Here is a 24,640-nt window from a genome sequence, read left to right as displayed (position 1 = left end):
CCCTGCGTCTCCTTAGCGATAGGTTACTTGTTTCACGGCTTCAATCACCTCAGCGGTGGAGGTGAGGGCCAGCTTTTCGAGGTTCGCGGCATAGGGCATGGGCACATCCTTGCCGGTGCAGTTGATGACCGGTGCATCGAGGTAATCGAAAGCGCGCTCCATCAACGTGGCGGAGATGTGGTTGCCGATTGAGGCCACGGGCCAGCCCTCTTCGACGGTCACGCAGCGGTTGGTTTTCATCACGCTTGCGATCACGGTGTCATAGTCGATGGGCCTAAGCGTGCGGAGGTCAATGACCTCGGCGCTGATGCCGTCTTCGGCCAGTTTATCTGCGGCTTCAAGCGCGTAGGTCATGCCGATGCCGAAGCTGACAATGGTCACGTCACTGCCGGTGCGGTGCACGCGCGCCTTGCCAAACGGGATGGTGAAATCATCGATCTTGGGCACCTCGAAGGACTTGCCGTAGAGGATTTCGTTTTCGAGGAAAATGACCGGGTTCGGATCCCGAATGGCGGTCTTCAAGAGACCTTTGGCGTCAGCGGCGGAATAGGGCTGCACCACCTTGAGGCCGGGCACTTGTGCGTACCACGCGGCGTAATCCTGCGAGTGTTGCGCGCCCACGCGGGCGGCGGCACCGTTGGGGCCGCGGAAGACCACGGAGCAGCCCAATTGGCCGCCAGACATATAGTTTGTCTTGCCGGCGGAGTTGATGATCTGGTCGATCGCCTGCATGGCAAAGTTCCAGGTCATGAATTCGACGATGGGGCGCAAGCCGCCCCAGGCGGCGCCAACGCCGATCCCGGCAAAGCCGTGTTCGGTGATGGGCGTGTCGATCACGCGGCGGGCGCCGAACTCATCGAGCAGGTTCTGGGTGATCTTGTAGGCACCCTGATATTCGGCCACTTCTTCGCCCATGACAAAGACACTGTCATCGCTGCGCATTTCTTCAGCCATGGCGGAATTGAGCGCCTCGCGGACAGTCATTTTGACCATTTCGGTGCCCTCAGGCCAGTCGGGGCTGGTATCAGGGGCAGGGGCGGCGGGCGCGGGTGTTGCGGCTGCTGGCGCAGACGCGGCGGGGGCCTCGGCGGCGGGCGCTGCCTCGGCCGGAGCAGACGCGGCGCTGGAAATGTCATCGGCGCTTTCGCCGTCCTCCAGCAGCACGGCGATGGGCGTGTTGACTTTGACCCCTTCAGAACCCTCAGCCACGAGGATTTTGCCGACGGTACCTTCATCGACGGCCTCGAATTCCATGGTGGCCTTGTCGGTTTCAATCTCGGCCAGAATATCACCCGAGGCGACGGTATCGCCTTCCTTCACGAGCCATTTGGCCAATGTGCCTTCTTCCATCGTGGGCGAAAGGGCGGGCATCAGAATTTCTGTTGGCATTGTTAAACGTCTCCCTCAGCCGGTGTGATAAACCCGACGACATTACCTTCTCCATCCTCGACATAGGCGCAGCGCCCAATGCCGGGGTAATCTTCGGGCGGCAGCGCCTCGCCACCGCCATGGGACAGCGCCCATTCATATCGCTCATCGCAATCTTCGACGGCAAACGTCATGGTGCCGCCGCGAATTGGGCCGCCCGCGGCAGGCGCATCACCCATCCGGCGCATGATCCCGCCGCTCAACGTGTGGTTCATGCCAATCTCATCGCCCTCAATCAGATGATATCCGACATCTTCGGCACCGGGCATGGGGGCGAAGGACCAGCCAAACAGCCCGCCGTAGAATTCCTTGGCGCGGTCCACGTTGCTGACATGGATTTCGAAATGCGGCATCGCGCAATCTCCTTCCTTGTTTATGCTTCGACGTAGATGTCGGTCCACAGTTCTTCGACCGCGGGTTCCGGGCTGTCCTTGGCAAAGTCGGCGGACGCGTTGACCACCTGTTTGACGTTTTTGTCGATGGATTTGAGATCGTCTTCGGTGGCGTGCTTGCCCGACAACAAGAGATCGCGGACATGTTCGATCGCGTCCTTCTCTTCGCGCATTTTCTGCACTTCCTCACGGGTCCGGTACTTGGCCGGGTCCGACATCGAGTGGCCGCGATAGCGGTAGGTCTTGACCTCGAGGATATAGGGGCCCTTGCCCGCACGGCAGTGCGCAACGGCCTTTTCGCCCGCCTCTTTCACGGCGAGCACGTCCATGCCGTCCACGGCCTCACCGGGGATGCCGAATGCTTCGCCGCGGGTGTAGATGTCAGGTGTTGAGGTGGAGCGTTTCTGCGACGTGCCCATCGCATACTGGTTGTTTTCGATCACGAAGATCACCGGCAATTCCCAGAGCGCCGCCATGTTGAACGTCTCATAGACCTGACCCTGGTTGGCCGCGCCATCACCGAAATAGGTGAAGGTCACGTTGTCATTGCCCTTATACTTGTCGGAAAACGCCAGGCCCGCGCCCAGGGGCACGTTGGCGCCGACGATGCCGTGACCGCCGTAGAAATGCTTGTCGCGGCTGAACATATGCATCGAGCCGCCCTTGCCGCGCGAATAGCCACCTTCGCGACCGGTCAGTTCGGCCATGACGCCATCGGGGTTCATCCCGCAGGCCAGCATATGACCGTGATCGCGGTACGTGGTGATCCGCTTGTCGCCTTCCTTGGTGGCGGCCTCAAGCCCCACAACCACCGCTTCCTGACCGATATAGAGATGGCAGAAACCGCCAATCAATCCCATGCCATAGAGCTGACCGGCTTTCTCTTCGAATCGCCGGATAAGCAACATGTCGTGATAGAATGTTTTCAATTCTTCAGCGGAAACGTTTGATTTCTTTGTGGTTTTCTTGACGGCCATAGGCGGGCAACTCCTTGTCGCAAGTAATAGTTTAGCATTAAACCATTTTCATATACTATCAGATTTCTGCTGACGAGGGAGAAAATGTCGCAATGGATTTCTGTGGTGAGATGCGCGTGTGCCTGTGGGAGGGTGGTGGTCAGCGAATGACGATTTCGTCGCCGCGCAAAAGCCCCAGAATATCGCGGGCCTGCTGATCGAGAAGATCAAGATCGAGGTAATCGTCAGACAGGCGGTGTGTCAGGTTTTCCATCCGGTCGACCTGCGCGGTCAACGCCTCAAGCTGCGCATGGAGGGCTTTGCTCTCCGCCTCGATCTCGGCGCGTTGAAACAGGCCATAATCGCCCTGAACCGCGGCAAAGGTAAAATAAACGCCCAGACCGAACGCCACAAAAAAGTAGATCACGGCGCCCATGGCGGGTTTGCTGCGGGTGGTCATTCTGCGTCTGCCTCATGCGCCGCCTCTAACGGGCGGGTTTTAAACACTTTCGCATATCCACAATGCTTTGTGAATCCCCTTTTTGCCTGATCGAACCAAGTTAGGAATAACGTCAAAGGAGAGTCGTTCATGCCACACTCATCCCCGCGTGGACACTTGTCGTCGCACGAGGTGACCAACCAACCCGCCACGCGCGGCGCGCAGGATCTGTGGTCGCAGGATCCGGCCTTGATCTGCCATGCGGAGGCGGCGGGTGCGGATGCAACGCATCTGGCGGGCTACGGCGAACGGCTAGGCTCGGTCGCGCTCCGCGAGGCGGCGCACGCGGCCAACCGGCATGTGCCGGAACTGGTGAGTTTTGATGCCGGTGGCCGGCGTCTGGATGAGGTGCGGTTTCATCCCGCCTATCATCAATTGATGCAAGCGGGGATCGGCGCGGGCTATTCCGCCATTGCGTGGGAAGGCCGGGCGGGTGGCCACGCGACCCATGCCGCGATGGTGTATCTCACGTCGCAGGTTGAGCCGGGCGTGTGCTGTCCGATGACAATGACCTATGCGGCTGTGCCCGCGCTTCAGGCGGACAAGCGGCTTTTTGATCAATGGGTGCCCAAGCTGACCGCGCGCCTTTACGACGGATCACCCACACCGCTGGCGCGTAAGCCCGGCGCCACGTTGGGCATGGCGATGACTGAAAAACAGGGTGGGTCGGACGTGCGGGCCAATGCGACGCGCGCGCAGCGGGATACGGACCATTATCGGCTGACCGGGCATAAATGGTTCTGCTCTGCGCCGATGTCGGATGGGTTTTTGACCCTGGCGCAGGCGCCCGATGGCCTGACCTGTTTTCTGGTGCCGCGCTGGACTGAAGGCACGCGCAATGCGATCCACATCCAGCGTCTGAAGGACAAGCTGGGCAACCGCTCCAACGCCTCGGCCGAGATCGAATATCACGGGGCTATGGCGTACCGTCTGGGGGATGAGGGCGCAGGCGTGCGCACGATCATCGAGATGGCCCACCATACGCGGCTCGATACGGCCTTGGCCCCGGCGGGGCTGATGCGGGCGGCGTTGGACAGGGCGGCCCATTGGGCACGGCACCGGACGGTTTTCCAGCGGCAATTGATTGATCAGCCCCTGATGCGGTCCGTATTGGCGGATCTGACACTGGACTGGGAAGGCACTTTGGCGCTCGGGTGTCATGTGGCGCGCGCCTTTGATGGCACATCCGAACGCGACCGGGCCTTTGCCCGGCTGGCGGTGGCGCTGGCCAAATATCTGGGCAACAAGCTCTGCCCCAATCTGGTCTATGAGGCGATGGAGGCGATTGGCGGCGCAGGTTATGTGGAGGAAACCGGCCTGCCGCTGCTCTACCGCGAGGCGCCGCTCAATTCGATCTGGGAAGGATCGGGCAATGTGATCTGTCTGGACATCCTGCGCACGCTCCGGCGTGAACCTTTGGCCGGAGAAGTGCTGAGCGAAGAACTGGGCGATGCCACGGGGCAGTTTCGGCGCTACGATATGGCAATGAAGGCCCATATGCAGCGGTTTCCCAAGCTGCCGGAGGAGGCGCAGGCGCGCTGGTACGTAGAAAGCCTTGCGACGTTGCTGACGGCGTCGGTCCTGATCCGGACTGCACCTGCGGCGGTGTCGGAGGCCTATGTGGCCACGCGCCTTGGCGGTGAGCGCGGCCGTACCGCCGGGGCCATCGGCGCGGTTGATCTGGATGGTATTCTGGCCCGGTTAGGGCCCGAGGGCTAATTGGTCACTATGCCGAAACGTGCGATTTCCGGACCGGTCATGATGTGCACGCCATCTGCCGGTGCCGCGTAGATCGAAAACCAATAGAACGCGTCACTGCCCAGCATATCCTCGATGTACCGCCGGTTGGCTATGTGTTCATTGGCGCCCACGGGATAATCGGTGGCCTCTTTGAAATTGTCGGCCCAGGCGTGCACGCCGATGACCGCGCCGGGCTCCATCGTGCGGCGCACACCGGCCAGAAACACATCGACGCCGCCGGAATAGATCTGACTGCGCGCGGTCAGATGCGTGTTCAGCCCCAGATCGCGGATGCGGTAGCCAAGTGCAATCATCGCTTCTTCGTCGACGGATCCCGGCACATCCAGCTCCACGACAGTGCTGATTTGCGGGTTTTCGGCTATGATCTGGTTGAAATGGCGTAGTGTCAGCGCGCTGATGTCGCCGCTGAGGTAAAGGCGGCTGCCATCGACGACGAAATCATTTGGTGTGATGGAGGGATCGACATCGTCATCGCAGGCGGCCAGCGCTGTCAGTGCCACGAGCATCAGGGCGGCAATGAACCGGTGCAGCACCGCCCGGACGGGGTGCAAGCTGCGTCTCTCCTGATCTGAAATCGCAAGCATCATGCGTTACCCCGAGGGTGGTGCCGTGGCTGGCAGAAACCAAAAAGTCGCAACGCAGCAGCGGGCGAGGCGCGATGGATCAACCGGCGACTGATGCCTGATAGATGCTGTCAATCGTGTCGGCGATCATCGCGTTGAACTCGACGTCTGATTGACCGGCGGACAACCCTTCGGTCAGGGCGCGCGAGAAACTGGCGATCATGCCGGTGTTCTGGCTGAGACGGCCATTGGCCTCATCGCGCGAATACCCACCCGAGAGCGCCACGACGCGCATGACACGCGGATGATCCACGAGGGACTTATAGTGGTTCGCGGTTTCCGGCAGCGTCAGTTTCAGCATCACCTGCTGATCGGTGGGCAGGGCATCGAGATGCTTGGTCAGCTCGGCCAGAAGGATGTCCTCGGCGGCGGCCTTGTCGGCGATCGAGATCGTGACTTCGGGCTCGATGATCGGCACCAGACCGTGGGACAGGATTTGCTGACCGACCTCAAATTGCTGTGCCACGTTGGCGGCGATCCCTCTGGGCGACGCGGCGTCGATGACCGAGCGCATCTTGGTCCCGAAAATCCCTGCGGCATTGGCGCGCTCCAGAAGCGCATCCAGATCGGGCATCGGTTTCATCAGGCGCACGCCGTCGGCCTCATCGGCCAACCCCTTATCGACCTTGAGGAAAGGCACAACACCGCGGTCTTCCCAGAGATAGGTTGCGGCGGGTTTGCCGCCCATCTGACGGTCCATCGTCATTTCAAAGAGGATCGCGCCCACAACCTTGTCACCGGTAAAGGCCGGCGCCCCGGCGATCCGCGTGCGCATGGCATGCATCATGTCGAACATTTCGGCTTCGGAGCTATAGGCGTCTTCCGACACACCGTAGAGCATGAGGGCTTTGGGGGTGGAGCCGCCCGATTGGTCCAATGCCGCCACAAAACCCTGACCCGAACTCATCTGCTGACGCTGTGCTTCTTTCGACATGACCATCCCTGATGTTAACCTGAAGAACCGTTTGACGCGCTCATAGGCGAGACGGGCGTGTGATGCAATTCTGGTGGCGCTAACAATTAGTCAGCGGCAGCAATACGCGTCACGGATTGCTGGCCTTGCCCATGATTTTGGACGCCACAAATGTGGTGATAAAGCGCGGCGTGACGCGGGGTAGAAAGGCGAAGATCTTGTTCAAAATCCCGGTGACGATGAGGCTTTTGCCGCCCAGCATCGCGCCCCAGGCCATCTTGGCCACATCCCCGGCAACCATGGGTTTGCCCATTTTGAGCAGGCGCACCCCTTCCATATCGGCGGGTTCAAAAAACGCGGTATCCGTGGCGCCGGGGCAGACCGCCGTTACGGTCACGTTGGTGCCGCGCAACTCTTCGGCCACGGCTTCGGACAGGTGCAGCGCATAAGCCTTGGTCGCGTGGTAGACGGCCATGTTAGGACCGGGTGTGAAGGCCGCGACGGAGGCCACGTTGAGGATGCGGCCGGACTTGTGTTCTTTCATATGCGGGATCGCACGCTTCATCAGCAGGGTGTAGGACATGATATTGACGTTGATGGAATGCAATTCGCGCTCCCACGTATCCTCGGAGGCGAAATCACCGTGGGAGCCGAGCCCGGCATTGTTGACCAGAATGTCGATGCGCCGTTTGGTGCTGGCCGCTTTCCAGAGCCGTTCGGCCTCGTCCATGTTGCTCAGATCGGCGGGGATCACGACAACTTCTCCGGCAGTGCCACGCAGTTCTTCGGCCAACGCGTTGAGCTTGCCTTCGGACCTTGCGGTCAGGATCAGGTTGCGTCCCGCCTTGCCAGCGATGCGGGCAAATTCCTTGCCCAGCCCTTCAGATGCACCAGTTACCAATGTCCAATTTTTCATAGCCATCCTCCCATCAACTGCCTGACAACAGACCGGCCGAACGGGGGTGTTTGGCTAGCCCTTGAGCGCGGCAACGCCCGGCAGGTCCTTGCCTTCCATCCATTCAAGGAAGGCACCGCCTGCGGTAGAAATATAGGTGAAATCCTCCGCGGCACCAGCCTGATTGAGGGCGGCGACCGTATCTCCGCCGCCTGCAACGGAAATTAGCTGTCCTGCGCGGCTGAGATCCGCGGCGTGACGCGCCGCGGCATTGGTGGCCGTGTCGAAGGGTTCGATTTCAAACGCGCCGAGCGGTCCGTTCCAGATCAGCGTCTTGGCTTGATCCAGTGCACCGGCGACACGGGCCACGGATTGAGGTCCGGCATCGAGGATCATCGCATCGTCGGGGCAGAGGTGCACGGCAAGGGTTTCATGCGCGGCCCCGGCGGCAAATTCGCGGGCCACGACGATATCGGCGGGCAGGATGATGTCACATCCCGACGCGGCGGCCTGGGACATGATCGCCCGGGCCGTGTCGGCCATCTCATGTTCGCAAAGCGATTTGCCCACGTTGAGGCCCTGCGCCGCCAGAAAGGTATTGGCCATGCCGCCGCCGATCACCAGTTGGTCGACCTTACTGACCAGATTGCCCAGAAGATCAAGTTTGGTTGACACTTTGGCGCCGCCCACGACGGCCACCACGGGGCGTTTGGGGGTGCCGAGTGCGGCTTCGAGCGCTTGGAGTTCCGCCTGCATCAAACGGCCCGCGCAGGAGGGCATATGATGGGCCAGACCTTCGGTGCTGGCATGTGCCCGGTGTGCAGCCGAAAACGCATCGTTGCAGAAGACATCGCCCAGACCGGCCAGCCGTTGGGCAAATGCGGGGTCGTTGGCCTCCTCGCCGGGGTGGAAACGGATGTTTTCCAGCAGAAGGACATCGGCGGCCAGCGCTTCGGATGTCAGCGCTTCGGCACCTTCCAGCGTTTCGATCAGCGTGACCGAGCGGCCCAGGGCAGCCTCCAGTGCGGGCAGGACAACGCGCAGGGACAGATCGAGCACAACCTTGCCCTTGGGGCGACCGAAATGGGCGATCAGCATCGGCTTCCCGCCTCGTTTCAAAATGTCGTGAAGGGTGGGCACAATCCGGTCGATGCGCGTGGTATCCGTGACCACGCCATTTTCAACGGGCACGTTGATGTCGACCCGGGTCAGGACGCGTTTGCCGTCCAGTTCCATATCATCCAGCGTTTTCCAGCTCATGCCAGCGGGCCTCCCGTGCGGTAATTCGCGCCCCTATTGGCGCGAAGCCCGCCAAGGGTCAAGCTCTGCGCTTGGCAATCGTGGCCGAAGCGCCTAGGTATCGGGGCAACCACTGTATGAAGGAGAGCCACATGGCCGAGATCAAAGACCCCGAAAACACCATTCTTATGGAGCTGAAAGGGGGCACCGTCACCATCGAACTTCTGCCTGATGTGGCTCCGGGACATTGTGAGCGTCTCAAAGAGCTGGCCCGGTCCGGTGCCTATGACAACGTGGCCTTTCACCGGGTAATTGACGGGTTCATGGCGCAGACCGGCGACGTGGCCAATGGCAATATGGAACAGGATTTCAATCTGCGGATGGCGGGCACGGGCGGCAGTGATTTGCCGGACCTGAAGGCCGAGTTCTCCAAGCTGCCCCATGATCGTGGAACCATCGGCGCGGCGCGCAGCCAGAACCCCGACAGCGCCAACAGCCAGTTCTTCATCAACTTCTCCGACAACCATTTCCTGAACGGTCAATACACGGTCTATGGCCGCGTCACGTCCGGCATGGAACATGTGGATGCGATCACGCGGGGCGAGCCGCCCTCCGTGCCGGACCGGATGATCAGCGTCAAGGTGGCCGCCGATGCGTAAGCTTGCCGTTTTGATGTCCCTGCTGGCCAGCCCTGTACTGGTCAGCCCCGCAATGGCTTCGGGTCTCGAAATCCAGATCGCGGGCGAGGCCAATGGCACCGTCACGATCGACCTTTTCGAAGATGTGGCCCCGGGTCATGTTGAGCAGATTACGGCACTGGCCTCGGAAGGCGCCTATAACAACGTGGTGTTTCACCGCGTGATCGAGGGCTTTATGGCCCAGACCGGTGACGTCCAACACGGTATCGCGGGCGGCGACATGCGCCGCGCCGGCACTGGCGGCAGCGAGCGTCCGGACCTCAAGGCCGAGTTTTCCGACATCACCTTTGCCCGTGGTGTCGTGGGCATGGCCCGGGCACAGAACCCGGACAGTGCCAACAGTCAGTTCTTCATCATGTTCGCCCCGGGCGCTTTTTTGGACGGTCAATACACCGTCGTGGGTGAGGTCACGGGCGGTATGGACGTGGTCGACGCGATCAAGCGCGGCCAGGGCCAGTCCGGTGCCGTGGCCGGTGAGCCGGATGTGATGACCTCGGTCACTGTCACCGAGTAAGGGCAGGGCACGGGGATGAGTATCTATCCCCCTCTCGGCACGCTCAAACCCGTGGCCGAGGGGATATGGATTGTGGATGGTCCGGCGGTGGTTTGCCGCCGGGTCCCGCTTTCGACCCGCGCCACCATCGCCAAACTTTCAGATGACACCCTGTGGGTGCATTCGCCAACCGGCCTGACGGACGAGTTGAAAGCGGAACTGCAGGCGCTTGGGGTGGTTGCGCATCTTGTGGTGCCCAACTGGAGCCACACGACGTTTCTGGCCGAATGGCGCGCGACCTATCCGCAGGCCCATGTGTGGGCGGTTGAGCCTGAGGGCGCGCGCGGCGCCGATATTGCGTTTGATCATGCGCTTGGGGGCGATACGCCTTGGATGAATGACCTGTCACATTTGATCGTGGGTGGCAGCAAGCGGTACCGGGAGGCGGTGTTTTTCCACCGGCCGTCGGCCACGCTGATCGTCACGGATTTGATCCAGAACATCGATACGGCGCGATTGCCGGCCTGGGTCCGGCCTTTGGTCTGGCTGGCGGGCACAGATAATAGCGACGGCAAGATGCCCTACCTGATGCGCCGCAGCTATCGTGGTGGTGATCTGGGGCGTGCGATTGAGCACATGATCGCGTGGCAGCCCCGCGCGATGATCCTGTCCCATGGGGATTGCTACGCGCGCGGCGCGGTGCAGGAGCTGGAACGTGCCTTCAAGCGGCTGGTGCATGAGCGCCAGTGGAGTCAGGCCCTGGACGACATAGAAAAGTAACACCTGCGTTGGTTGGAACTGTCCGTCGCCCGGTTATGTGCCGGGCAACGGACGGGTGTTTGATCAGGCGGGCAGATGGATGTTGAACGCGCGGCGGATGTCCGCATCCAGCATCGGGTCAAACCGCGCGGCGGATCGTTCCGACAGGATCTGCTCTTTGCGCGCAATGGCGTTTTCCAGCAGATCGGGTTTGTCATTCTCCCCCCATTCCTTGGGGCTCATCCGGTTGCCAAGGGACGGGTAAACGTAATCCGACTGCATCCGGAGCAGGGTCTGATCGGTGCCGAGATAATGCCCGGGACCGCCCATGCAAACTTCGGCAATCTGATCCAAGGCCATGGTCACCTCATTCACCTCAATCCCGCGCACGCAGCGCATGGCGTGGCCAATCAGGTCATCCCCGAGGATCAGCGACTCGTGGCAGAACCCCAGCAATGAGGCATGCATGCCCGCCGCCTCGTAGACCATGTTGAGCCCCGAAAGACCGGCCATGACGTTGGAGCACATCGCCTCCCACCCGGCCTGCATGTCGGGCAGTTTCGCGTCGGTGATCCCGCCCACGGCACCGCCGGGCAGGCCGTAATGCTGATGCATCTGGGCGCACCCGGCACTCAGCAGCGCCTGTTCGCCGGAGCCGCCGGTCATTGCACCGCTGCGCAGATCAAGGCCAAAGGGCCAGGTGCCAAAGATCGCCGGATGCCCCGGCGCGATGGCGTTGACGTAAACCAGCCCGCCCAGACACTCCGCCGTGGCCTGCACAATGGCGCCCGCGATGGTCGACGGTGCGGTGGCCCCGGCCATGCCAGCGCTGAGCAGCAGGACCGGCATGCCGCCCTCGATGCACCGTTCCATCACCTCGCAGGATTCTGTCGCAAACTTCATCGGAGGAACCACGAAACAGTTTGAGTTGGACACAAATGGCCGGGCGCGCCAGGCGTCTTCTCCGCCGGCAATCATGTGCAGCATTTCAAGGGCAGGGGGCACAAAATCAGGTTCGGTAAAGGACGTGCCGACATGTTTGGTGGTGCCCGAGCAGCACGCATAGATCGTGTTCAGGTCCATCTCCCGGTTGTCAGGGATGTCGCGCGCCACCATCGGGCGTTGCACGAAATGGATGTTATCAAGCTGATCACAAATGCGTGCGGCATCGTGCAGATCCTGTACCGTACTGTCGCGGTATTCGCGGCCATTCACATCGACCATATGAACCGCGGCCCCGGCGGTCCCGTAATGTACGCGGGTGCCCCAGAGATGCATGTCATTCTTGGGGTCACGGCCGTGCAGGGTGATCTTCTTGCAGGCTTTGCTGAGCGCGTCCTCGACCACGGCGCGGGGAATGCGAATGCGATCATCATCGCCCAGAATGCCACCGGCATCGGTCAGGTACTTGACCCCGCTCGGCGGTGCATCCGCGAGGCCGATGGTTTCCAATGCGCGCAGTGCGCCTTCGTGGATCTGTTCGATGTCTGCCGGGCTGAGCGGTTTGTACGTGCCGCCCTCCATGCCCGGACGGATGGGGCGTTCGGCTTCGGTCAGAGGCGCTTCGCGGCTGGCTTTGCGGGCGGCGCGGCCGCCGGCGCGGCGGGATGCTGTGGCTGTCATTTTATGGGTGGTCCTTCGTGAAAAACGGTCGAGCAGGGGTGAATGATCAGCCCCGGCCCGGTCTTCCACGCGCCGCACGGCCCCGGCATGCGCCGATGGTGCGGATGATCACTGCAATCTTGCAGCTTGGGTCCATCGCCAGATACCTCCCTTAAGTCCTGACACGTGCCAGCCCGCACGATTCCTGATCGTCAGTCTATTCCAATAGCGACCAATGTCGCAAATGGACCTCGGGTTCAGTCAAAGAGGCGTCTTTAGGCAGAGAGTTTGGTCGCCAGCGACAGGATATGGCGCACCGCCTCGGTCAGGCGCTCTTCGGCCACAGTCAGCGCCACGCGGATGTGGCCCGCGGTGGCCGCGCCGAAACTCTCACCGGGCATCACGGCCACATGGTGCGTATCGAGCAACCGGAACGCAAAATCCTGCCCGCTCAGCCCCGTGGCGCGCACATCGATCATCGCATACATCGCGCCGTCCGACGGGGTTGCACGAACCGTGTTCTGCCCGTCCATCAACCGCATGACCAGATCGCGGCGCTGGCGGTAGGGCTCGGCCACCTTCGCCTCGAAGTCCGGACCCAGATCAAGGGCATAACAGGCCGCCTCCTGGATGTAGCCGGGCACGCCATAGGTGGTATTGGTGAAGAGGTTTCCGATGGTTTCGATCGTATCGGCGGCACCCACAATCCACCCCAGACGACTGCCCGTCATGGCGTGGCTTTTCGACAGCGATCCGATGACCAGAGTTTGCGCTTCCATACCCGGGAGCATGCGCGGGCTGAAATGATCCCCGGTCCAGACCTGGGTGTCATACACCTCATCAGAGATCAGCCAGAGCGCCTTGTCGCGGCATACCTGCGCAATGCCTTCCATCGTTTCACGGCTGTAGATGACACCGGTCGGGTTGTTGGGCGAATTGATCAGCAGGCTTTTGGCGCCATCGGCCTTGGCACGGATATCGGCCGGATCGGGCTGGAACAGCCGGTCGGCATGGGCCGCAATCGCCACGGGGCGCGCACCAACACTGCGGATCGTGCCGGGGTAGGTGGCGTAATAGGGATCAATAAACAACGCGGTATCGCCATCATCGCAGGTCGCGCTGTGGGTGGCGAAAAGTGCGGATTGACCGCCGGGCGTGATCTGCACGTTATCGGGCGTGGTTTTCACACCGGTGCGTTCGGTCAGGCGCTTGGCCACCCGTTCGCGCAGGTTGGCATTACCGGTATAGACCGTATAGCCCGTGTGCCCGGCCACGGCCGCCTCGTGCATCGCATCAAGGATGCTGCGATCGGTTCCAATATCGTGATCGCCCTGAGTGAGGTTGATGACGTCGACGCCGTTTCCGGTCATCTCATTGGCTCGGTAATAGACTTCCCATCCGTCTGATCCGCCTGCGGTCAGACCGGTGATCCGCTTCGATAACTGCATGAAACCACTCCCTGAATCACAATTGGACCGAGCCATTTGCCGTCCAAATTGTCAATCCATTTTACTCGCATGTCCCAACACATAGCGCGGTCCGGCGCCTTGGCGAGCCACAACATCGCGTTTGTTGTAAAGCGCGCAGGATTTGAGCGACAGACACCCGCAGCCGATGCAGCCATCCAGACGGGCGCGCAATTGCTGCATTTGCAGGATACGTTCGTCCAGAACGGCACCGAACCGGCGTGAAATACGTGCCCAATCGGCTTTGGTTGGCGTGCGGTCATCCGGCAGGGATGCCAGGGCGGCGCGGATCTCGGCGATGGAGAAACCCAGTCCTTGTGAGATCATCACAAAGCTAAGCCGCCTCAGATCGGCGCGGGCATAGCGCCGGTGCCCGCTGTCGTTGCGATCTGGCGCGACCAGGCCTTCGTCTTCGTAGTATCGAATGGTGGATTGGGGCAGCCCCGTGCGATCGGAAACGTAGCCAATGCTCAAACCCCGTTGTGCCAAGTGTCTGTCTTGCATAGAAAAATTTCCTGTTGATTTAAAGTATACTTGAAGAATTACGATGGAAATCAAAGGGAATCAATATCGAAAGGACATCCCCATGAAGCTCGAGCATGTGAACATCACCGTCCCGGACCCCAAGGCCAGCGCTGCTGTCCTGTGCGATATCTTTGGCTGGCATATCCGGTGGGAGGGCGAGGCCAAGGACAATGGCTATAGCGTGCATGTGGGCGACGCCGACAGTTACTTGGCGCTATACGCCCCGGTGAAAAAGCTGGAGCCAATGGGCGATACCTATTCGCGCATCGGCGGCTTCAACCATGTGGGCGTCGTTGTGGATGACATCGATGCGACCGAGGCGTTGGTGAAGAAGTCAGGATACACGCCCCATATGCATGGCGATTACGAACCGGGGCTGCGGTTTTACTTCGACGGGCCCGACGGGATCGAATTTGAGGTTGTGTCCTATCCGTAACAGCCACTTGCGCACCGGCTTGACGCAAAAGGGGCGGCTGCCTATGGTCGCCCCCATGAAACGGACCATTTGCATCATTTGCTGCATTACCTGCTGAGAATTCTCAGGCGGGCCGTTCTTTCTCATTCAAATCATGGATCGAAGTTGGTAAGCCCGCCGCAACACCTGCGCGTGAGGACGCCATGACGACGATCAAACTGCACAACACCAAGACCCGCCAGAAAGAGGTGTTTACGCCCATCGATCCCAAGGATGTGCGCATGTATGTCTGTGGGCCCACGGTCTATGATCGCGCCCATCTGGGCAATGCGCGGCCTGTGGTGGTGTTTGATGTGCTCTACCGGTTGCTGCGGCATGTCTACGGCGCGGATCACGTGACTTACGCGCGCAATTTCACCGACGTCGAAGACAAGATCAACGCCCGTGCGGCGGAGACGGGCCGGGCGATTGATGACATCACGTCCGAGACGATTGGCTGGTTTCTGAACGATATGGGCGCACTTGGGGCGCTGGAGCCCAACAAGATGCCGCGCGCCACGGATTACATCCCGCAGATGGTGGCGATGATTGAGGCGTTGGTCGCCAAGGGCCACGCCTACGAAGCTGAAGGTCATGTGCTTTTTGCCGTCGAAAGCTATGCGCAGTACGGCGCGTTTTCGGGCCGCTCGGTGGATGACATGATCGCCGGTGCGCGCGTCGAAGTAGCACCCTACAAGCGCAACGCAATGGATTTCGTTCTGTGGAAGCCCTCGACGGATGACTTGCCCGGGTGGCCGTCACCCTGGGGCCGTGGGCGGCCGGGCTGGCACATCGAATGCTCGGCCATGGCGGGGGACATTTTTGGCGAGAGTTTCGATATCCACGGTGGTGGCAAGGACCTGATGTTCCCGCATCATGAGAATGAGATCGCGCAAAGCTGCTGCGCCCAACCGGATGGCGATTTTGCCCGTGTCTGGATGCATAACGAGATGCTGCAGGTCGAGGGCAAGAAGATGTCCAAGAGCTTGGGCAATTTCTTCACCGTGCGCGATTTGCTGGATCAGGGCGTGCCGGGTGAGGTGATACGGTTCGTGTTCCTGAGCACGCATTACCGCAAGCCGATGGATTGGACGGCGGAGAAGGCGAAGAACGCGAAAAATACGCTAATAAAATGGAAGCAACTCATCGATTCAGAACGGGATGTAGTCAATCGTCAGTTTAGAGGTGATGCGCCGCCAAAGCAGATTATCGAAGCTCTCGCTGACGACCTGAATACATCTTTGGCAATCAGCCATATGCATGAATTGGCAAAGGAGGCGAAGACCTCCCTTTCTGCAAAGATTGCGTTGGCCGAAGCACTCAGTTTCTTGGAGTTTGACCGAGATGTAGATTGGTCGGTTTCTCACGGGTCATCACTGGATAAAGGACTGGGTGATCCGATTGAGTTGGAGCCTTTTGAAGAGATGTTGTTCAATGCTCGTCAGGCGGCAATGGAGACGAAAGACTTTGCCGAGGCGGATCGTATCAAAAACATTCTTTTGGATGCAGGTCTTGAGGTGCGGATTTCGAAATCAGAAGTTGTTCTGGATGTAAAGCCGGAGTTTGACCCTTCCAAGCTTGAGGCCTTGAAATGACGTTCCGGCTTCATTCCGTTTCGCCCGGCTTGCCCGGGCCGCGCCTGACCCTCCCCACGGGAGGGCGCATGGGTGATGCAATGCCACGGAACAATGTGGTTGAGCGCGATTATGCCTTGCCAATCACCACCCGTGTCTGCGCCCACCCAGGGTCAGGCGCTGCCCTCTGTTGCGGGGCGTGCAGATGACCAAAGAACGCCTCTACATTTACGACACCACGCTGCGAGACGGGCAGCAGACGCAGGGTGTGCAATTTTCGACCCCGGAAAAGCACCAGATCGCGGCAATGCTGGACGCGCTCGGGGTGGACTATATCGAGGGCGGCTGGCCGGGCGCCAACCCGACCGACAGTGAATTCTTTGATGCGGCCCCGGAAACCCACGCGCGTCTGACTGCCTTTGGCATGACCAAGCGCACCGGGCGTTCAGCGGCCAATGACGAGGTGCTGGCGGCGGTGATGAATGCGGGCACGGCCTCGGTCTGTCTGGTGGGCAAATCGCATGATTTCCACGTCGAAAAGGCGCTGGAAATCACGCTGGCCGAAAATACCGACAATATCGCGCGCTCCATCGAACATATCGTGGGGCAGGGCCGGGAGGCGCTGTTTGACGCGGAGCATTTCTTTGACGGCTACAAGGCCAATCCCGATTACGCGCTCGAAACCCTGCGTGCCGCCTATGATGCGGGCGCGCGGTGGGTGGTGCTCTGCGATACCAATGGCGGGACATTGCCGCATGACGTCTTTGATATCACCCGTGCGGTCATTGCAGCGGGTCTGCCGGGCAGCCATCTGGGCATCCATACGCATAATGATACGGAAAACGCCGTGGCGTGCAGCCTTGCCGGGATCGACGCCGGGGCACGACAGGTGCAGGGCACGCTCAACGGTCTGGGCGAACGGTGCGGCAATGCCAACCTGACGGCCCTGATCCCGACATTGCTGCTCAAGGAACCCTATGCGAGCCGGTATGAAACGGGCATCAGCCAAGAGGCCCTTGCAACGCTGACACTAGCCAGTCGCCAGTTGGACGATATTCTCAACCGGGTGCCTCTCAGGCAGGCGGCCTATGTCGGCGCGTCGGCCTTTGCGCATAAGGCCGGGCTACACGCCAGCGCCATCATCAAAGACCCGACGACCTATGAACATGTCGATCCGGGCGCCGTGGGCAACACCCGGATCATCCCGATGTCGAACCAGGCCGGGCAATCCAATCTGCGCCGCCGTCTGGCCGACGCGGGGCTGGATGTTGCCAAAGGTGACCCCGCATTGCCCCGCATTCTGGATGAGATCAAAGTGCGTGAGGCCAAGGGATACACCTATGACAGCGCGCAAGCGTCTTTTGAGCTGCTGGCGCGGGCCGAACTGGGCCTTTTGCCCGAGTTCTTCGAGGTCAAGCGATACAAGGTCACCGTCGAGCGGCGCAAGAACAAGTATGACCGGATGATATCGCTGTCCGAAGCGGTGGTTGTGGTCAAGGTGGACGGCGAGAAGAAGCTGTCGGTCAGCGAGTCCATGGATGAGGCCGGGAGTGACCGCGGCCCGGTCAACGCGCTGGCCAAGGCGCTGGCCAAGGATCTGGGCCGGTATCAGGATCTGATCACCGATATGCGTCTTGTGGACTTCAAAGTGCGTATTACTCAGGGCGGCACCGAGGCCGTGACCCGCGTGATCATCGACAGCGAAGACAGCGACGGGCGCCGGTGGTCCACCGTGGGCGTGAGCCCCAACATAGTGGATGCCTCTTTTGAGGCGCTCTTGGATGCGATCAACTGGAAGCTCTTGCGTGGAGACGGCTGACCTCACCGCCTGTGCTGAACTGGTGCGACGGGCCGATCCCGACAGGTTCATGGCCGCCATGGCCGCCCCGGTGGCGGCCCGCAGGGTGCTCTTTCCGGTCTATGCCTTTAATGTCGAGGTGGCGCGTGCACCCTGGGTCACGCAGGAGGCGATGATTGCAGAGATGCGCCTGCAATGGTGGCGCGATGCGCTGGCCGAGATCAAGGCAGGCGGCGAGGTGCGGCGGCACGAGGTGGTCACGCCGCTGGCTGGGGTTCTGGACAGCGATGGCGCGGATCTTCTGGATCAGCTGGTGGCGGCGCGCCAGTGGGATATCTACAGCGACCCGTTCCAAGACGCCGCGCATTTTGAGGATTACCTGACCAAGACCGCGGGCCATTTGATACTGGTTGCAGCCCGTGCCTTGGGGGGCGGTGACCCGGATGTGATCCGGGATGCAGGGTTCGCCCATGGCTTGGCCAATTGGTTCCGGGCCATTCCAGCCCTTGAACAGGCCGGGCGTGTCCCTTTGCCCGATGGCCGACCGGAGGCCGTGCGCGCGCTGGCGGATGAAGGTCTGACCCGGTTGCGCCGATCCCGTAGCGCGCGTGCATCGGTCCCGCGCGGGGCGCGTGCGGCGATGCTACCGCTGTGGCAAACTCAAGGCGTGTTGGAACGGGCGAGGGCCGAACCGTCGCGGGTGGCGCAAGGCGCGCTGGAGCCCGCGCCGTTCAAATCGCGGTTGGGTCTGATGGCGCGGGCCATGACCGGCCGCTGGTAGCCCCACGATCTAGGACAAAGAAAAAGGGCGACCCCCAAGGCCGCCCTCTCTCGATTCAAATGGTCGCTCAGCTTAGGCTGATTGACGCTTGCGACGAACCGCCGCCAGACCAGCAAGGCCACCAATCAACAGCAGGCCAGACGCTGGCAGTGGTACTTCACCACCGATAGGACCACCTTCAAGATCGATGTTCACATCGCCCTGAGCGTAGTTCAGCTTCTTCTTGGTCCAGTAGTTGCAGATTTTGCACTCGTTGCTCACCACTTTTGTTTTGAACCAACCGGCCAAACCGTCATTTGTGTTCTTGTTGTTTGGTCCGTTGTCGTCACCGTTGCTTGGGCCGAACTGCGTGGCGTATTTGCCGTCAACCGGCAGGCGCGACACGATCAGTTTCAAACCATCAAGCAGACCAAAACCTGTCAGAACACCTTTTTCAAGGTCGAGAAACCGTGTGTCAGGGGTCGCTTTGGATCCGTTTTCGGATTTGAACTGCGGCTTTTGCAAGAAAGTGCTGTCGTAGTTGAACGACACTTTGAAGCCCGCATCTTTGTTGGTTTGCGAAACAACAGCGCCTTCCAGCGTCGCTGTACCGTCCGAAAACAAAGAAAATGTTCCCGATGGGTCAAAATCGAAATCGGACCCGATGTTGTATTTATAGCTGATGCCATTTTTCAGCCAGATGCTGTGATCGGAGCCCGATCCAACGGCTGAGGTCGCGCTATATTGCTCGACCAGAGTTGCGGCCATTGCCGATGTCGCCGTAACGGCGGACACAGCTGCAGCAACGATTAATGTTCTGATACTCATTCTGTCGTTCCCTCGTAGAAATGCACAGTTTAAAGAAGTCACCCTTCCGTCGGGCATCTTAACAGAAGTTAACGCCGCGGCATCAAAAACTGCCTTATTTTTGCCATTTTTGGGTCAAAAAAATCGGGCCAGCGACGACAATTCACTTTTTCAAGCACTATTGTTTCCCATATTGAAACAGTCGTACAACGTCCAGATGTAGGGGTTCGCCTGTCGCGCGAAGCCAGATATGGCAAACCCTTTTTGGGTGTCGAACAGCCGGGGTAGGACGAGATCACTCTGGCGCCGGACGCATCAACAGCCAGATCAACGCACCCCCCGCCAGAACCAGAAACGGCGCCATGGCGAGGTTGACGGAAAGCCACCCGGTTTGCGCGTCACCACCGGAGCAATTCATCAATCCACCCGAGGCCAAAGAGGCCAGCGTGACGCCGCCAAAGACCAACAGGTCGTTCATGCCCTGAATGCGACCGCGTTCGTGCGGTGCATAGGCAGAGGCCAGCATGGTGGTTGCGCCGATGAAGCCAAAATTCCAGCCAAGCCCGAGCAAAATTAGTGCGAGGAAGAAATTGGTCAGCTCGATCCCTAGCATGGCCACCACGCCCGCCGCGGCCAGAATGACCAAACCGGTGCCGACGATCTTCTCGACGCCGAAGCGCGCGATCAGGTGACCGGTGAAAAATGACGGGGCGAACATGGCCAGCACATGCCCGGTCACGATATCGGCCGCGTTGCCCTGAGTGTAGCCGCAGCCGACGACCGCCAGCGGTGTGGAGGTCATGACAAGGTTCATCAGCGCGTAGGAGACGGTGGCGCAAATGATCGCCACCGCAATGCGCGGCGTTTTGACCAATTCCCACCGGGTCCGGCCCTTGGGTTCGTCCTGCGCGGGTGGCGCAGGTTTGGGAATGTCGAGGAACAAAAACAAGAGTGCGCCCAGAAGGTTGAGCACCACAATGGCCACATAGGTGCCCATGAAGGGCACCACCATCGCCTCGGATGTGACCTTGACCAGCTGCGGGCCGATGATGGCGCTGGCAAGCCCGCCGGCCATGACATAGGAAATGGCCTTGGGGCGGAATTCGTCGCTGGCGGTATCGGCGGCGGCAAAGCGGTAAAAACCCTGTGCGGACATGTAGATGCCGCTGATCAGACTGCCCAACAGGAAGACGGGAAAAGACGCCAGGTAAAGCCCGTAAGCGCCGATCAATCCGCCCAGAGCCCCGGCGCTGGCCCCGATGAAAAAACCGGTCTTGCGCCCCCATTTCTGCATGATCGCCGACAGCGGTGTGGCCGCCAGCATCGAGCCCAGAACGATGAGTGAAATCGGCAAGGTCGCAAAGCAGATATTGCTGGCCAGGGTGGTGCCAGCAAGACCGCCCACCACGAACATCATCGCCATCTGCGCGCCCAGAAATGCTTGCGCCAGAACCAACACCCGGACGTTGCGCCACGCGCGTCTGTCATCCGGGACCGTCGCACGGGGGCGTGCGGCCAGCGGTGCCGGAGCTTCGAGCGGGGTTGGTGGGGCGGGTGAACGGGCCATGTGCAACTGCTAGACCCATGACAGGGGGGCTGCAAGCCAGAAGCACACATGGTTTGCGACGCGATCCTCTCTTGCGCTTTAGGGGATTGCAGGACATGAACGGCACATGACCCTTCTATTGCTTGCAGGCACCGGTGAAGCGCAGGAAATTGCCCGGGAACTGGCCGCGCGCCAAGTCGATGCGGTGATCTCGCTCGCGGGGCCGATGCGGGGCAATGCGGCTGGCGTTTTGCCGCAACGTTTGGGTGGTTTTGGCGGTGATGCGGGATTTCTGGCATATCTGCAATCAGTAGGCATCTCCGCCGTGTTGGACGCGACGCACCCCTTTGCCGCGCGCATTTCGGAACGCACCGCACGGATATGTGCCGATGAGGCCATTCCGTATTGCCAGATGTTGCGCCCCGCGTGGCGCGCCGGGGATGGGGACCGTTGGGTGTTGATCGACCGCGAAGAGGAGGCGGCCGCGCATATCGCGGCGGGATCCATGGTGTTTCTGGCCACCGGGCGCCAGACGCTTGAGCGGTTTGCCAACCTGTCGGAGTGTCAGTTGATTTGTCGCCAGATTGATCCGCCGGATCGGGAATTTCCGTTTGAAAACGGGCGGTTCCTGGTCGGGTCTCCGCCGTTTTCCGTGGCGCAGGAGGAGGCATTGTTTGCAGAGTTGGGCGTGGATTGGCTGGTGGTCAAAAACGCAGGTGGGGTTGGCCCGGCTACGAAATTGACCGCCGCGCGCGCCTTGGGCATTCAGGTGGCCATGATCAATCGTCCGCCGCCGGTTGATGCCTCCCGCGCTACAACTGTGTCCGAGGCGCTGGACTGGGTGGCGGCGCTATGATCGGGCGGATCATCGAAACCGATGATTGCGTGTCGGAAGGGGCTGAGGCGCTCAGCGCCATGTGCCCGCGCTTGAAATATGCGCTGTCAAAAACGGGGAAATTGCCTCTGCGCCGCAAACCGGACGGGTTTGCAGAACTTCTCAGTGCAATTGTCAGCCAACAGGTCAGCGTCGCCTCAGCCCAGGCGATATGGGCACGCATGAAAGACGCTCAGCTGACCGATCAGCGCCAAGTCGCCCGCGCGACAGAGGATGACTTGCGCGCTGTCGGGTTGAGCCACCAGAAGATCAGATACGCGCAGGAGCTTTCCAAGGCAGACATAGATTTCAACGCATTACGCGGCGTTCCTGATGCAGATGTGATCCGCATTCTGACGAAAGTGCCAGGCATTGGCACATGGACCGCCGAGATCTACGCGATGTTTTCGCTTGGGCGCGCCGATGTGTTTGCCCATGGCGATCTGGCCCTGCAGGAGGCCGCGCGGATCCTTTATGATCTGCCGGAACGGCCGACCGAAAAGGGGATGCGCGAGATGGCAGAGGCGTGGCGCCCGTGGAGATCGGTTGCCGCACGGATACTTTGGGCCTACTACCGGGTGGCCAAGGACAGGGAAGGGATCAGATGACACGGGTATTGAAATCCGAGCGCCGGGCGCCGGTATCGGGCACAACACGGTCAATCGTGGTGTTTTTGCACGGCTACGGCGCCAATGGCGCGGATCTTCTGGGTCTGGCGGACCCATTGGGCGAACATATGCCCGACACGCTTTTTGTGGCCCCTGATGCGCCCGAAACCATCCCGGGCATGCCGACCGGCTACCAGTGGTTTCCGATCCCGTGGATTGACGGCTCCAGCGAGGAGGAGGCCGAGCGCGGGCTGATGGCCGCGTCGGATGATCTCAATGCCTATCTGGATGCGCTGATGGTGGATGAAGATGTACTGCCCGAGCAGGTGGTTCTCTTTGGTTTCAGCCAGGGCACGATGATGGCGCTGCACGTGGCGCCCCGGCGTGAGGATGAGGTCGCGGGGATCGTGGCGTTTTCCGGCAGGCTTCTGTCACCGGAGCTGTTGAAGGATGAGGCGGTCAGCCGTCCGCCAATTTTGCTGGTGCATGGCGATGCGGATGACGTGGTGCCGCCGCAATCGCTGCCGCAGGCCGCGGAAGCATTGCAGGAGGCCGGGTGGCAGGATGTTTATGCACATATTATGAAGGGCACGGCGCATGGCATTGCCCCCGACGGGTTGCAGGTGGCGCTGGCCTTTATGACCGATAAGCTGGGCCTCTAGAGACGGGCCGCTGCGTAAAGGAGTGCGCGGACGCGCACGCTTGATATCTCGTCATCCGCGCTTTGCGCTCTTTCCTCGGGGTATGGGGCAGGTGTGACATGTGCCACGGGTCCCTGCACCTAGTCCCAAAGGCGCGGCTCGGCGATTTCGAGGGAATTCCCGGCAGGGTCGCGGAAATAGATCGAGCGCGCGCCGTTGGGCCAGTGAAAATCAGCCTCGATGGGAATGCCCGCGGCGATGAGCCAGTCGTGCCAATGGGCCAGTTCGGACGCTTCGGCGGCAAAGCAAAAATGCCCGTGCCCGTCGGCACCGTGGCCCGGTACGGGAAGGGCCGCATTGTCGGAGCCTGTCAGCGTGGCGGCCGGATCAAAGATCAGAAGGATCGTTTGCCCGACGCGGTAGAAGACATGGCGGCCATCGATATGGGCAATTTCGTCGAGCCCCATGACCGTGCCATAGAAGTGTCGCGCCGCGGCCAGATCATTCACGTAAAGCGCGGCTTCCAGCGGGGCAAGCGGCAGATGCGGACGATGGGGCGGGACATGGGTCATGGGGGCAGTTTAGCCGCGCGGTGCGCCCGCTGTCACGTCTTGTGGATAAGTGTCATGGAACGCTCACAAATTCCGCCTATATGATTCTCAACATCTGCTGCCTAACTTGGGCTTGTCAGGGGAAAAACACGAGATATAGTGGTCTCAAATACGGTACGGAGTGGTCTATGGACGGTAATTTCAGAACCGATTTTGTGAGAGAACCTGCGGCGTTGAAACAGCACCCTGCGTTGGTGCTGAACGCGGACTACAGGCCGCTCTCCTATTACCCGCTGTCGCTCTGGACCTGGCAGGAGGCGGTCAAGGCGGCCTATCTGGACAGGGTGGATATCGTCGCGGAATACGACCACTGCGTGCACAGCCCAAGCACCGTCATTCGAATACCGTCGGTGATTGTTCTCAAAGACTATGTAAAACCTCAAAAGCGCGTGGCCTTCACGCGCTTTAATTTATTTCTGCGGGACGAATTCCAGTGCCAGTATTGCGGCGCGCAGGGCGAGCTGACTTTTGACCATGTCGTGCCGCGTGCGGATGGCGGCGTGACCAGTTGGGAAAACGTGGTGGCGGCGTGCAGCCCGTGCAACCTGCGCAAAGGGGCCAAGAGCCTGCGCCGGGCGGGCATGAGCCTGCGCAAACCGCCGCGCGCGCCCGGGGCAGAGCAGCTGCGCAATCAGGGGCGGAAGTTTCCGCCAAACCATTTGCATGAAAGCTGGCTCGATTTTCTCTATTGGGATGCGGAATTGCAGGCCTAGGGGCG

At 60.6% G+C, this 24,640-nt stretch carries 26 protein-coding genes; 12 read left to right on the top strand and 14 right to left on the bottom strand.

Going from position 1 to position 24,640, the window contains the following annotated elements; translation table 11 throughout:
- Positions 1 to 12 precede the first annotated feature (12 nt).
- The 4 genes from ACZ1HJ_RS16380 to ACZ1HJ_RS16365 form a co-directional block, all read right to left on the bottom strand.
- A complete protein-coding gene (locus ACZ1HJ_RS16380; protein WP_472719712.1) occupies positions 13 to 1,389 on the bottom strand; it encodes a pyruvate dehydrogenase complex E1 component subunit beta in 1,377 nt (458 codons plus the stop codon).
- 2 nt (positions 1,390 to 1,391) lie between these two features.
- On the bottom strand, positions 1,392 to 1,781 hold the full coding sequence (locus tag ACZ1HJ_RS16375; RefSeq protein WP_472719711.1) for a VOC family protein: 390 nt from the start codon (positions 1,779 to 1,781) through the stop codon (positions 1,392 to 1,394).
- Positions 1,782 to 1,801: 20 nt separating this feature from the next.
- The gene (gene pdhA, locus ACZ1HJ_RS16370; RefSeq protein ID WP_472719710.1) at positions 1,802 to 2,797 is read right to left on the bottom strand and encodes a pyruvate dehydrogenase (acetyl-transferring) E1 component subunit alpha; all 996 of its coding nucleotides are present in this window, start codon (positions 2,795 to 2,797) and stop codon (positions 1,802 to 1,804) included.
- 139 nt (positions 2,798 to 2,936) lie between these two features.
- The gene (locus ACZ1HJ_RS16365; protein ID WP_472719709.1) at positions 2,937 to 3,236 is read right to left on the bottom strand and encodes an FtsB family cell division protein; all 300 of its coding nucleotides are present in this window, start codon (positions 3,234 to 3,236) and stop codon (positions 2,937 to 2,939) included.
- Positions 3,237 to 3,365: 129 nt separating this feature from the next.
- Between ACZ1HJ_RS16365 and ACZ1HJ_RS16360 the strand changes: the two genes are divergently transcribed.
- Positions 3,366 to 4,994 carry an acyl-CoA dehydrogenase family protein gene (locus ACZ1HJ_RS16360; protein WP_472719708.1) on the top strand — a complete coding sequence of 543 codons (1,629 nt, stop codon included), beginning with the start codon at positions 3,366 to 3,368 and terminating at the stop codon, positions 4,992 to 4,994.
- Here the strand turns inward: ACZ1HJ_RS16360 and ACZ1HJ_RS16355 are convergent.
- From ACZ1HJ_RS16355 to ACZ1HJ_RS16340, 4 genes are all read right to left on the bottom strand, one after another.
- Positions 4,991 to 5,623, bottom strand: coding sequence for a COG3904 family protein (locus tag ACZ1HJ_RS16355; RefSeq protein WP_472719707.1), 633 nt, complete (start codon positions 5,621 to 5,623; stop codon positions 4,991 to 4,993). The two genes, ACZ1HJ_RS16360 and ACZ1HJ_RS16355, sit on opposite strands and share 4 nt — an antisense overlap.
- 76 nt (positions 5,624 to 5,699) lie before the next feature.
- Positions 5,700 to 6,593, bottom strand: coding sequence for a fructose bisphosphate aldolase (locus ACZ1HJ_RS16350; protein ID WP_472719706.1), 894 nt, complete (start codon positions 6,591 to 6,593; stop codon positions 5,700 to 5,702).
- 109 nt (positions 6,594 to 6,702) lie between these two features.
- On the bottom strand, positions 6,703 to 7,488 hold the full coding sequence (locus ACZ1HJ_RS16345; protein WP_472719705.1) for an SDR family NAD(P)-dependent oxidoreductase: 786 nt from the start codon (positions 7,486 to 7,488) through the stop codon (positions 6,703 to 6,705).
- 54 nt (positions 7,489 to 7,542) lie between these two features.
- Positions 7,543 to 8,727, bottom strand: a complete 1,185-nt coding sequence (locus ACZ1HJ_RS16340) for a phosphoglycerate kinase (RefSeq protein WP_472719704.1) — start codon at positions 8,725 to 8,727, stop codon at positions 7,543 to 7,545.
- Between the two features lie 131 nt (positions 8,728 to 8,858).
- Between ACZ1HJ_RS16340 and ACZ1HJ_RS16335 the strand changes: the two genes are divergently transcribed.
- The 3 genes from ACZ1HJ_RS16335 to ACZ1HJ_RS16325 are packed head-to-tail and all read left to right on the top strand — an operon-like array spanning position 8,859 to position 10,677.
- Positions 8,859 to 9,365: a peptidylprolyl isomerase gene (locus tag ACZ1HJ_RS16335; RefSeq protein ID WP_472719703.1), complete on the top strand. Its 507-nt coding sequence runs from the start codon at positions 8,859 to 8,861 to the stop codon at positions 9,363 to 9,365.
- The gene (locus ACZ1HJ_RS16330) at positions 9,358 to 9,918 is read left to right on the top strand and encodes a peptidylprolyl isomerase (RefSeq protein WP_472719702.1); all 561 of its coding nucleotides are present in this window, start codon (positions 9,358 to 9,360) and stop codon (positions 9,916 to 9,918) included. Before ACZ1HJ_RS16335 ends, ACZ1HJ_RS16330 begins: the two co-directional genes overlap by 8 nt.
- A 15-nt stretch (positions 9,919 to 9,933) precedes the next feature.
- Entirely contained in the window at positions 9,934 to 10,677 is a 744-nt protein-coding gene (locus tag ACZ1HJ_RS16325) for a DUF4336 domain-containing protein (protein ID WP_472719701.1), read from the top strand.
- A 63-nt stretch (positions 10,678 to 10,740) separates the two neighbouring features.
- Here the strand turns inward: ACZ1HJ_RS16325 and ACZ1HJ_RS16320 are convergent, their stop codons facing one another.
- The 3 genes from ACZ1HJ_RS16320 to soxR form a co-directional block, all read right to left on the bottom strand.
- A complete protein-coding gene (locus tag ACZ1HJ_RS16320; protein WP_472719700.1) occupies positions 10,741 to 12,279 on the bottom strand; it encodes a trimethylamine methyltransferase family protein in 1,539 nt (512 codons plus the stop codon).
- Between the two features lie 254 nt (positions 12,280 to 12,533).
- On the bottom strand, positions 12,534 to 13,706 hold the full coding sequence (locus ACZ1HJ_RS16315) for a pyridoxal phosphate-dependent aminotransferase (protein ID WP_472719699.1): 1,173 nt from the start codon (positions 13,704 to 13,706) through the stop codon (positions 12,534 to 12,536).
- A 51-nt stretch (positions 13,707 to 13,757) separates the two neighbouring features.
- Positions 13,758 to 14,228, bottom strand: coding sequence for a redox-sensitive transcriptional activator SoxR (gene soxR / locus ACZ1HJ_RS16310; RefSeq protein WP_472719698.1), 471 nt, complete (start codon positions 14,226 to 14,228; stop codon positions 13,758 to 13,760).
- Positions 14,229 to 14,310: 82 nt separating this feature from the next.
- Here soxR and ACZ1HJ_RS16305 point away from each other — a divergent pair, with 82 nt between their 5' ends.
- The 4 genes from ACZ1HJ_RS16305 (at position 14,311) to ACZ1HJ_RS16290 (ending at position 18,856) form a co-directional block, all read left to right on the top strand.
- Positions 14,311 to 14,685, top strand: coding sequence for a VOC family protein (locus ACZ1HJ_RS16305; protein WP_472719697.1), 375 nt, complete (start codon positions 14,311 to 14,313; stop codon positions 14,683 to 14,685).
- Positions 14,686 to 14,867: 182 nt separating this feature from the next.
- Positions 14,868 to 16,298 (top strand): cysteine--tRNA ligase, encoded by a 1,431-nt coding sequence (gene cysS / locus ACZ1HJ_RS16300; protein ID WP_472719696.1) that lies wholly within the window; start codon positions 14,868 to 14,870, stop codon positions 16,296 to 16,298.
- A 184-nt stretch (positions 16,299 to 16,482) separates the two neighbouring features.
- Positions 16,483 to 18,096, top strand: coding sequence for a citramalate synthase (cimA, locus tag ACZ1HJ_RS16295; RefSeq protein WP_472719695.1), 1,614 nt, complete (start codon positions 16,483 to 16,485; stop codon positions 18,094 to 18,096).
- Positions 18,083 to 18,856, top strand: a complete 774-nt coding sequence (locus ACZ1HJ_RS16290; RefSeq protein WP_472719694.1) for a squalene/phytoene synthase family protein — start codon at positions 18,083 to 18,085, stop codon at positions 18,854 to 18,856. The genes cimA and ACZ1HJ_RS16290 overlap by 14 nt, the downstream gene beginning before the upstream one ends.
- 72 nt (positions 18,857 to 18,928) lie before the next feature.
- On the opposite strand, the gene ACZ1HJ_RS16285 is transcribed toward ACZ1HJ_RS16290, so the two are convergent.
- Positions 18,929 to 19,663, bottom strand: coding sequence for a VPLPA-CTERM sorting domain-containing protein (locus tag ACZ1HJ_RS16285; protein WP_472719693.1), 735 nt, complete (start codon positions 19,661 to 19,663; stop codon positions 18,929 to 18,931).
- 274 nt (positions 19,664 to 19,937) lie between these two features.
- Positions 19,938 to 21,209: an MFS transporter gene (locus ACZ1HJ_RS16280; protein ID WP_472719692.1), complete on the bottom strand. Its 1,272-nt coding sequence runs from the start codon at positions 21,207 to 21,209 to the stop codon at positions 19,938 to 19,940.
- Between the two features lie 106 nt (positions 21,210 to 21,315).
- On the opposite strand from ACZ1HJ_RS16280, the gene ACZ1HJ_RS16275 reads away from it, so the two are divergent.
- Genes ACZ1HJ_RS16275 through ACZ1HJ_RS16265 form a run of 3 tightly spaced genes read left to right on the top strand, consistent with a single transcriptional unit; the run spans position 21,316 to position 23,332 of the window.
- On the top strand, positions 21,316 to 22,044 hold the full coding sequence (locus ACZ1HJ_RS16275; protein ID WP_472719691.1) for a cobalt-precorrin-6A reductase: 729 nt from the start codon (positions 21,316 to 21,318) through the stop codon (positions 22,042 to 22,044).
- The gene (locus ACZ1HJ_RS16270) at positions 22,041 to 22,670 is read left to right on the top strand and encodes a DNA-3-methyladenine glycosylase family protein (protein ID WP_472719690.1); all 630 of its coding nucleotides are present in this window, start codon (positions 22,041 to 22,043) and stop codon (positions 22,668 to 22,670) included. The genes ACZ1HJ_RS16275 and ACZ1HJ_RS16270 overlap by 4 nt, the downstream gene beginning before the upstream one ends.
- The gene (locus ACZ1HJ_RS16265; RefSeq protein ID WP_472719689.1) at positions 22,667 to 23,332 is read left to right on the top strand and encodes an alpha/beta hydrolase; all 666 of its coding nucleotides are present in this window, start codon (positions 22,667 to 22,669) and stop codon (positions 23,330 to 23,332) included. The genes ACZ1HJ_RS16270 and ACZ1HJ_RS16265 overlap by 4 nt, the downstream gene beginning before the upstream one ends.
- A 119-nt stretch (positions 23,333 to 23,451) precedes the next feature.
- On the opposite strand, the gene ACZ1HJ_RS16260 is transcribed toward ACZ1HJ_RS16265, so the two are convergent.
- Complete coding sequence (locus tag ACZ1HJ_RS16260) at positions 23,452 to 23,883, bottom strand: VOC family protein (RefSeq protein WP_472719688.1); 432 nt, start codon at positions 23,881 to 23,883, stop codon at positions 23,452 to 23,454.
- Between the two features lie 167 nt (positions 23,884 to 24,050).
- Here ACZ1HJ_RS16260 and ACZ1HJ_RS16255 point away from each other — a divergent pair, with 167 nt between their 5' ends.
- Positions 24,051 to 24,635 carry an HNH endonuclease gene (locus tag ACZ1HJ_RS16255; RefSeq protein WP_472719687.1) on the top strand — a complete coding sequence of 195 codons (585 nt, stop codon included), beginning with the start codon at positions 24,051 to 24,053 and terminating at the stop codon, positions 24,633 to 24,635.
- Positions 24,636 to 24,640: the final 5 nt, after the last annotated feature.

This window comes from Roseovarius sp. JB2-10 (genome assembly GCF_055693585.1).
This window is presented reverse-complemented; position numbering and strand designations above follow the sequence as displayed.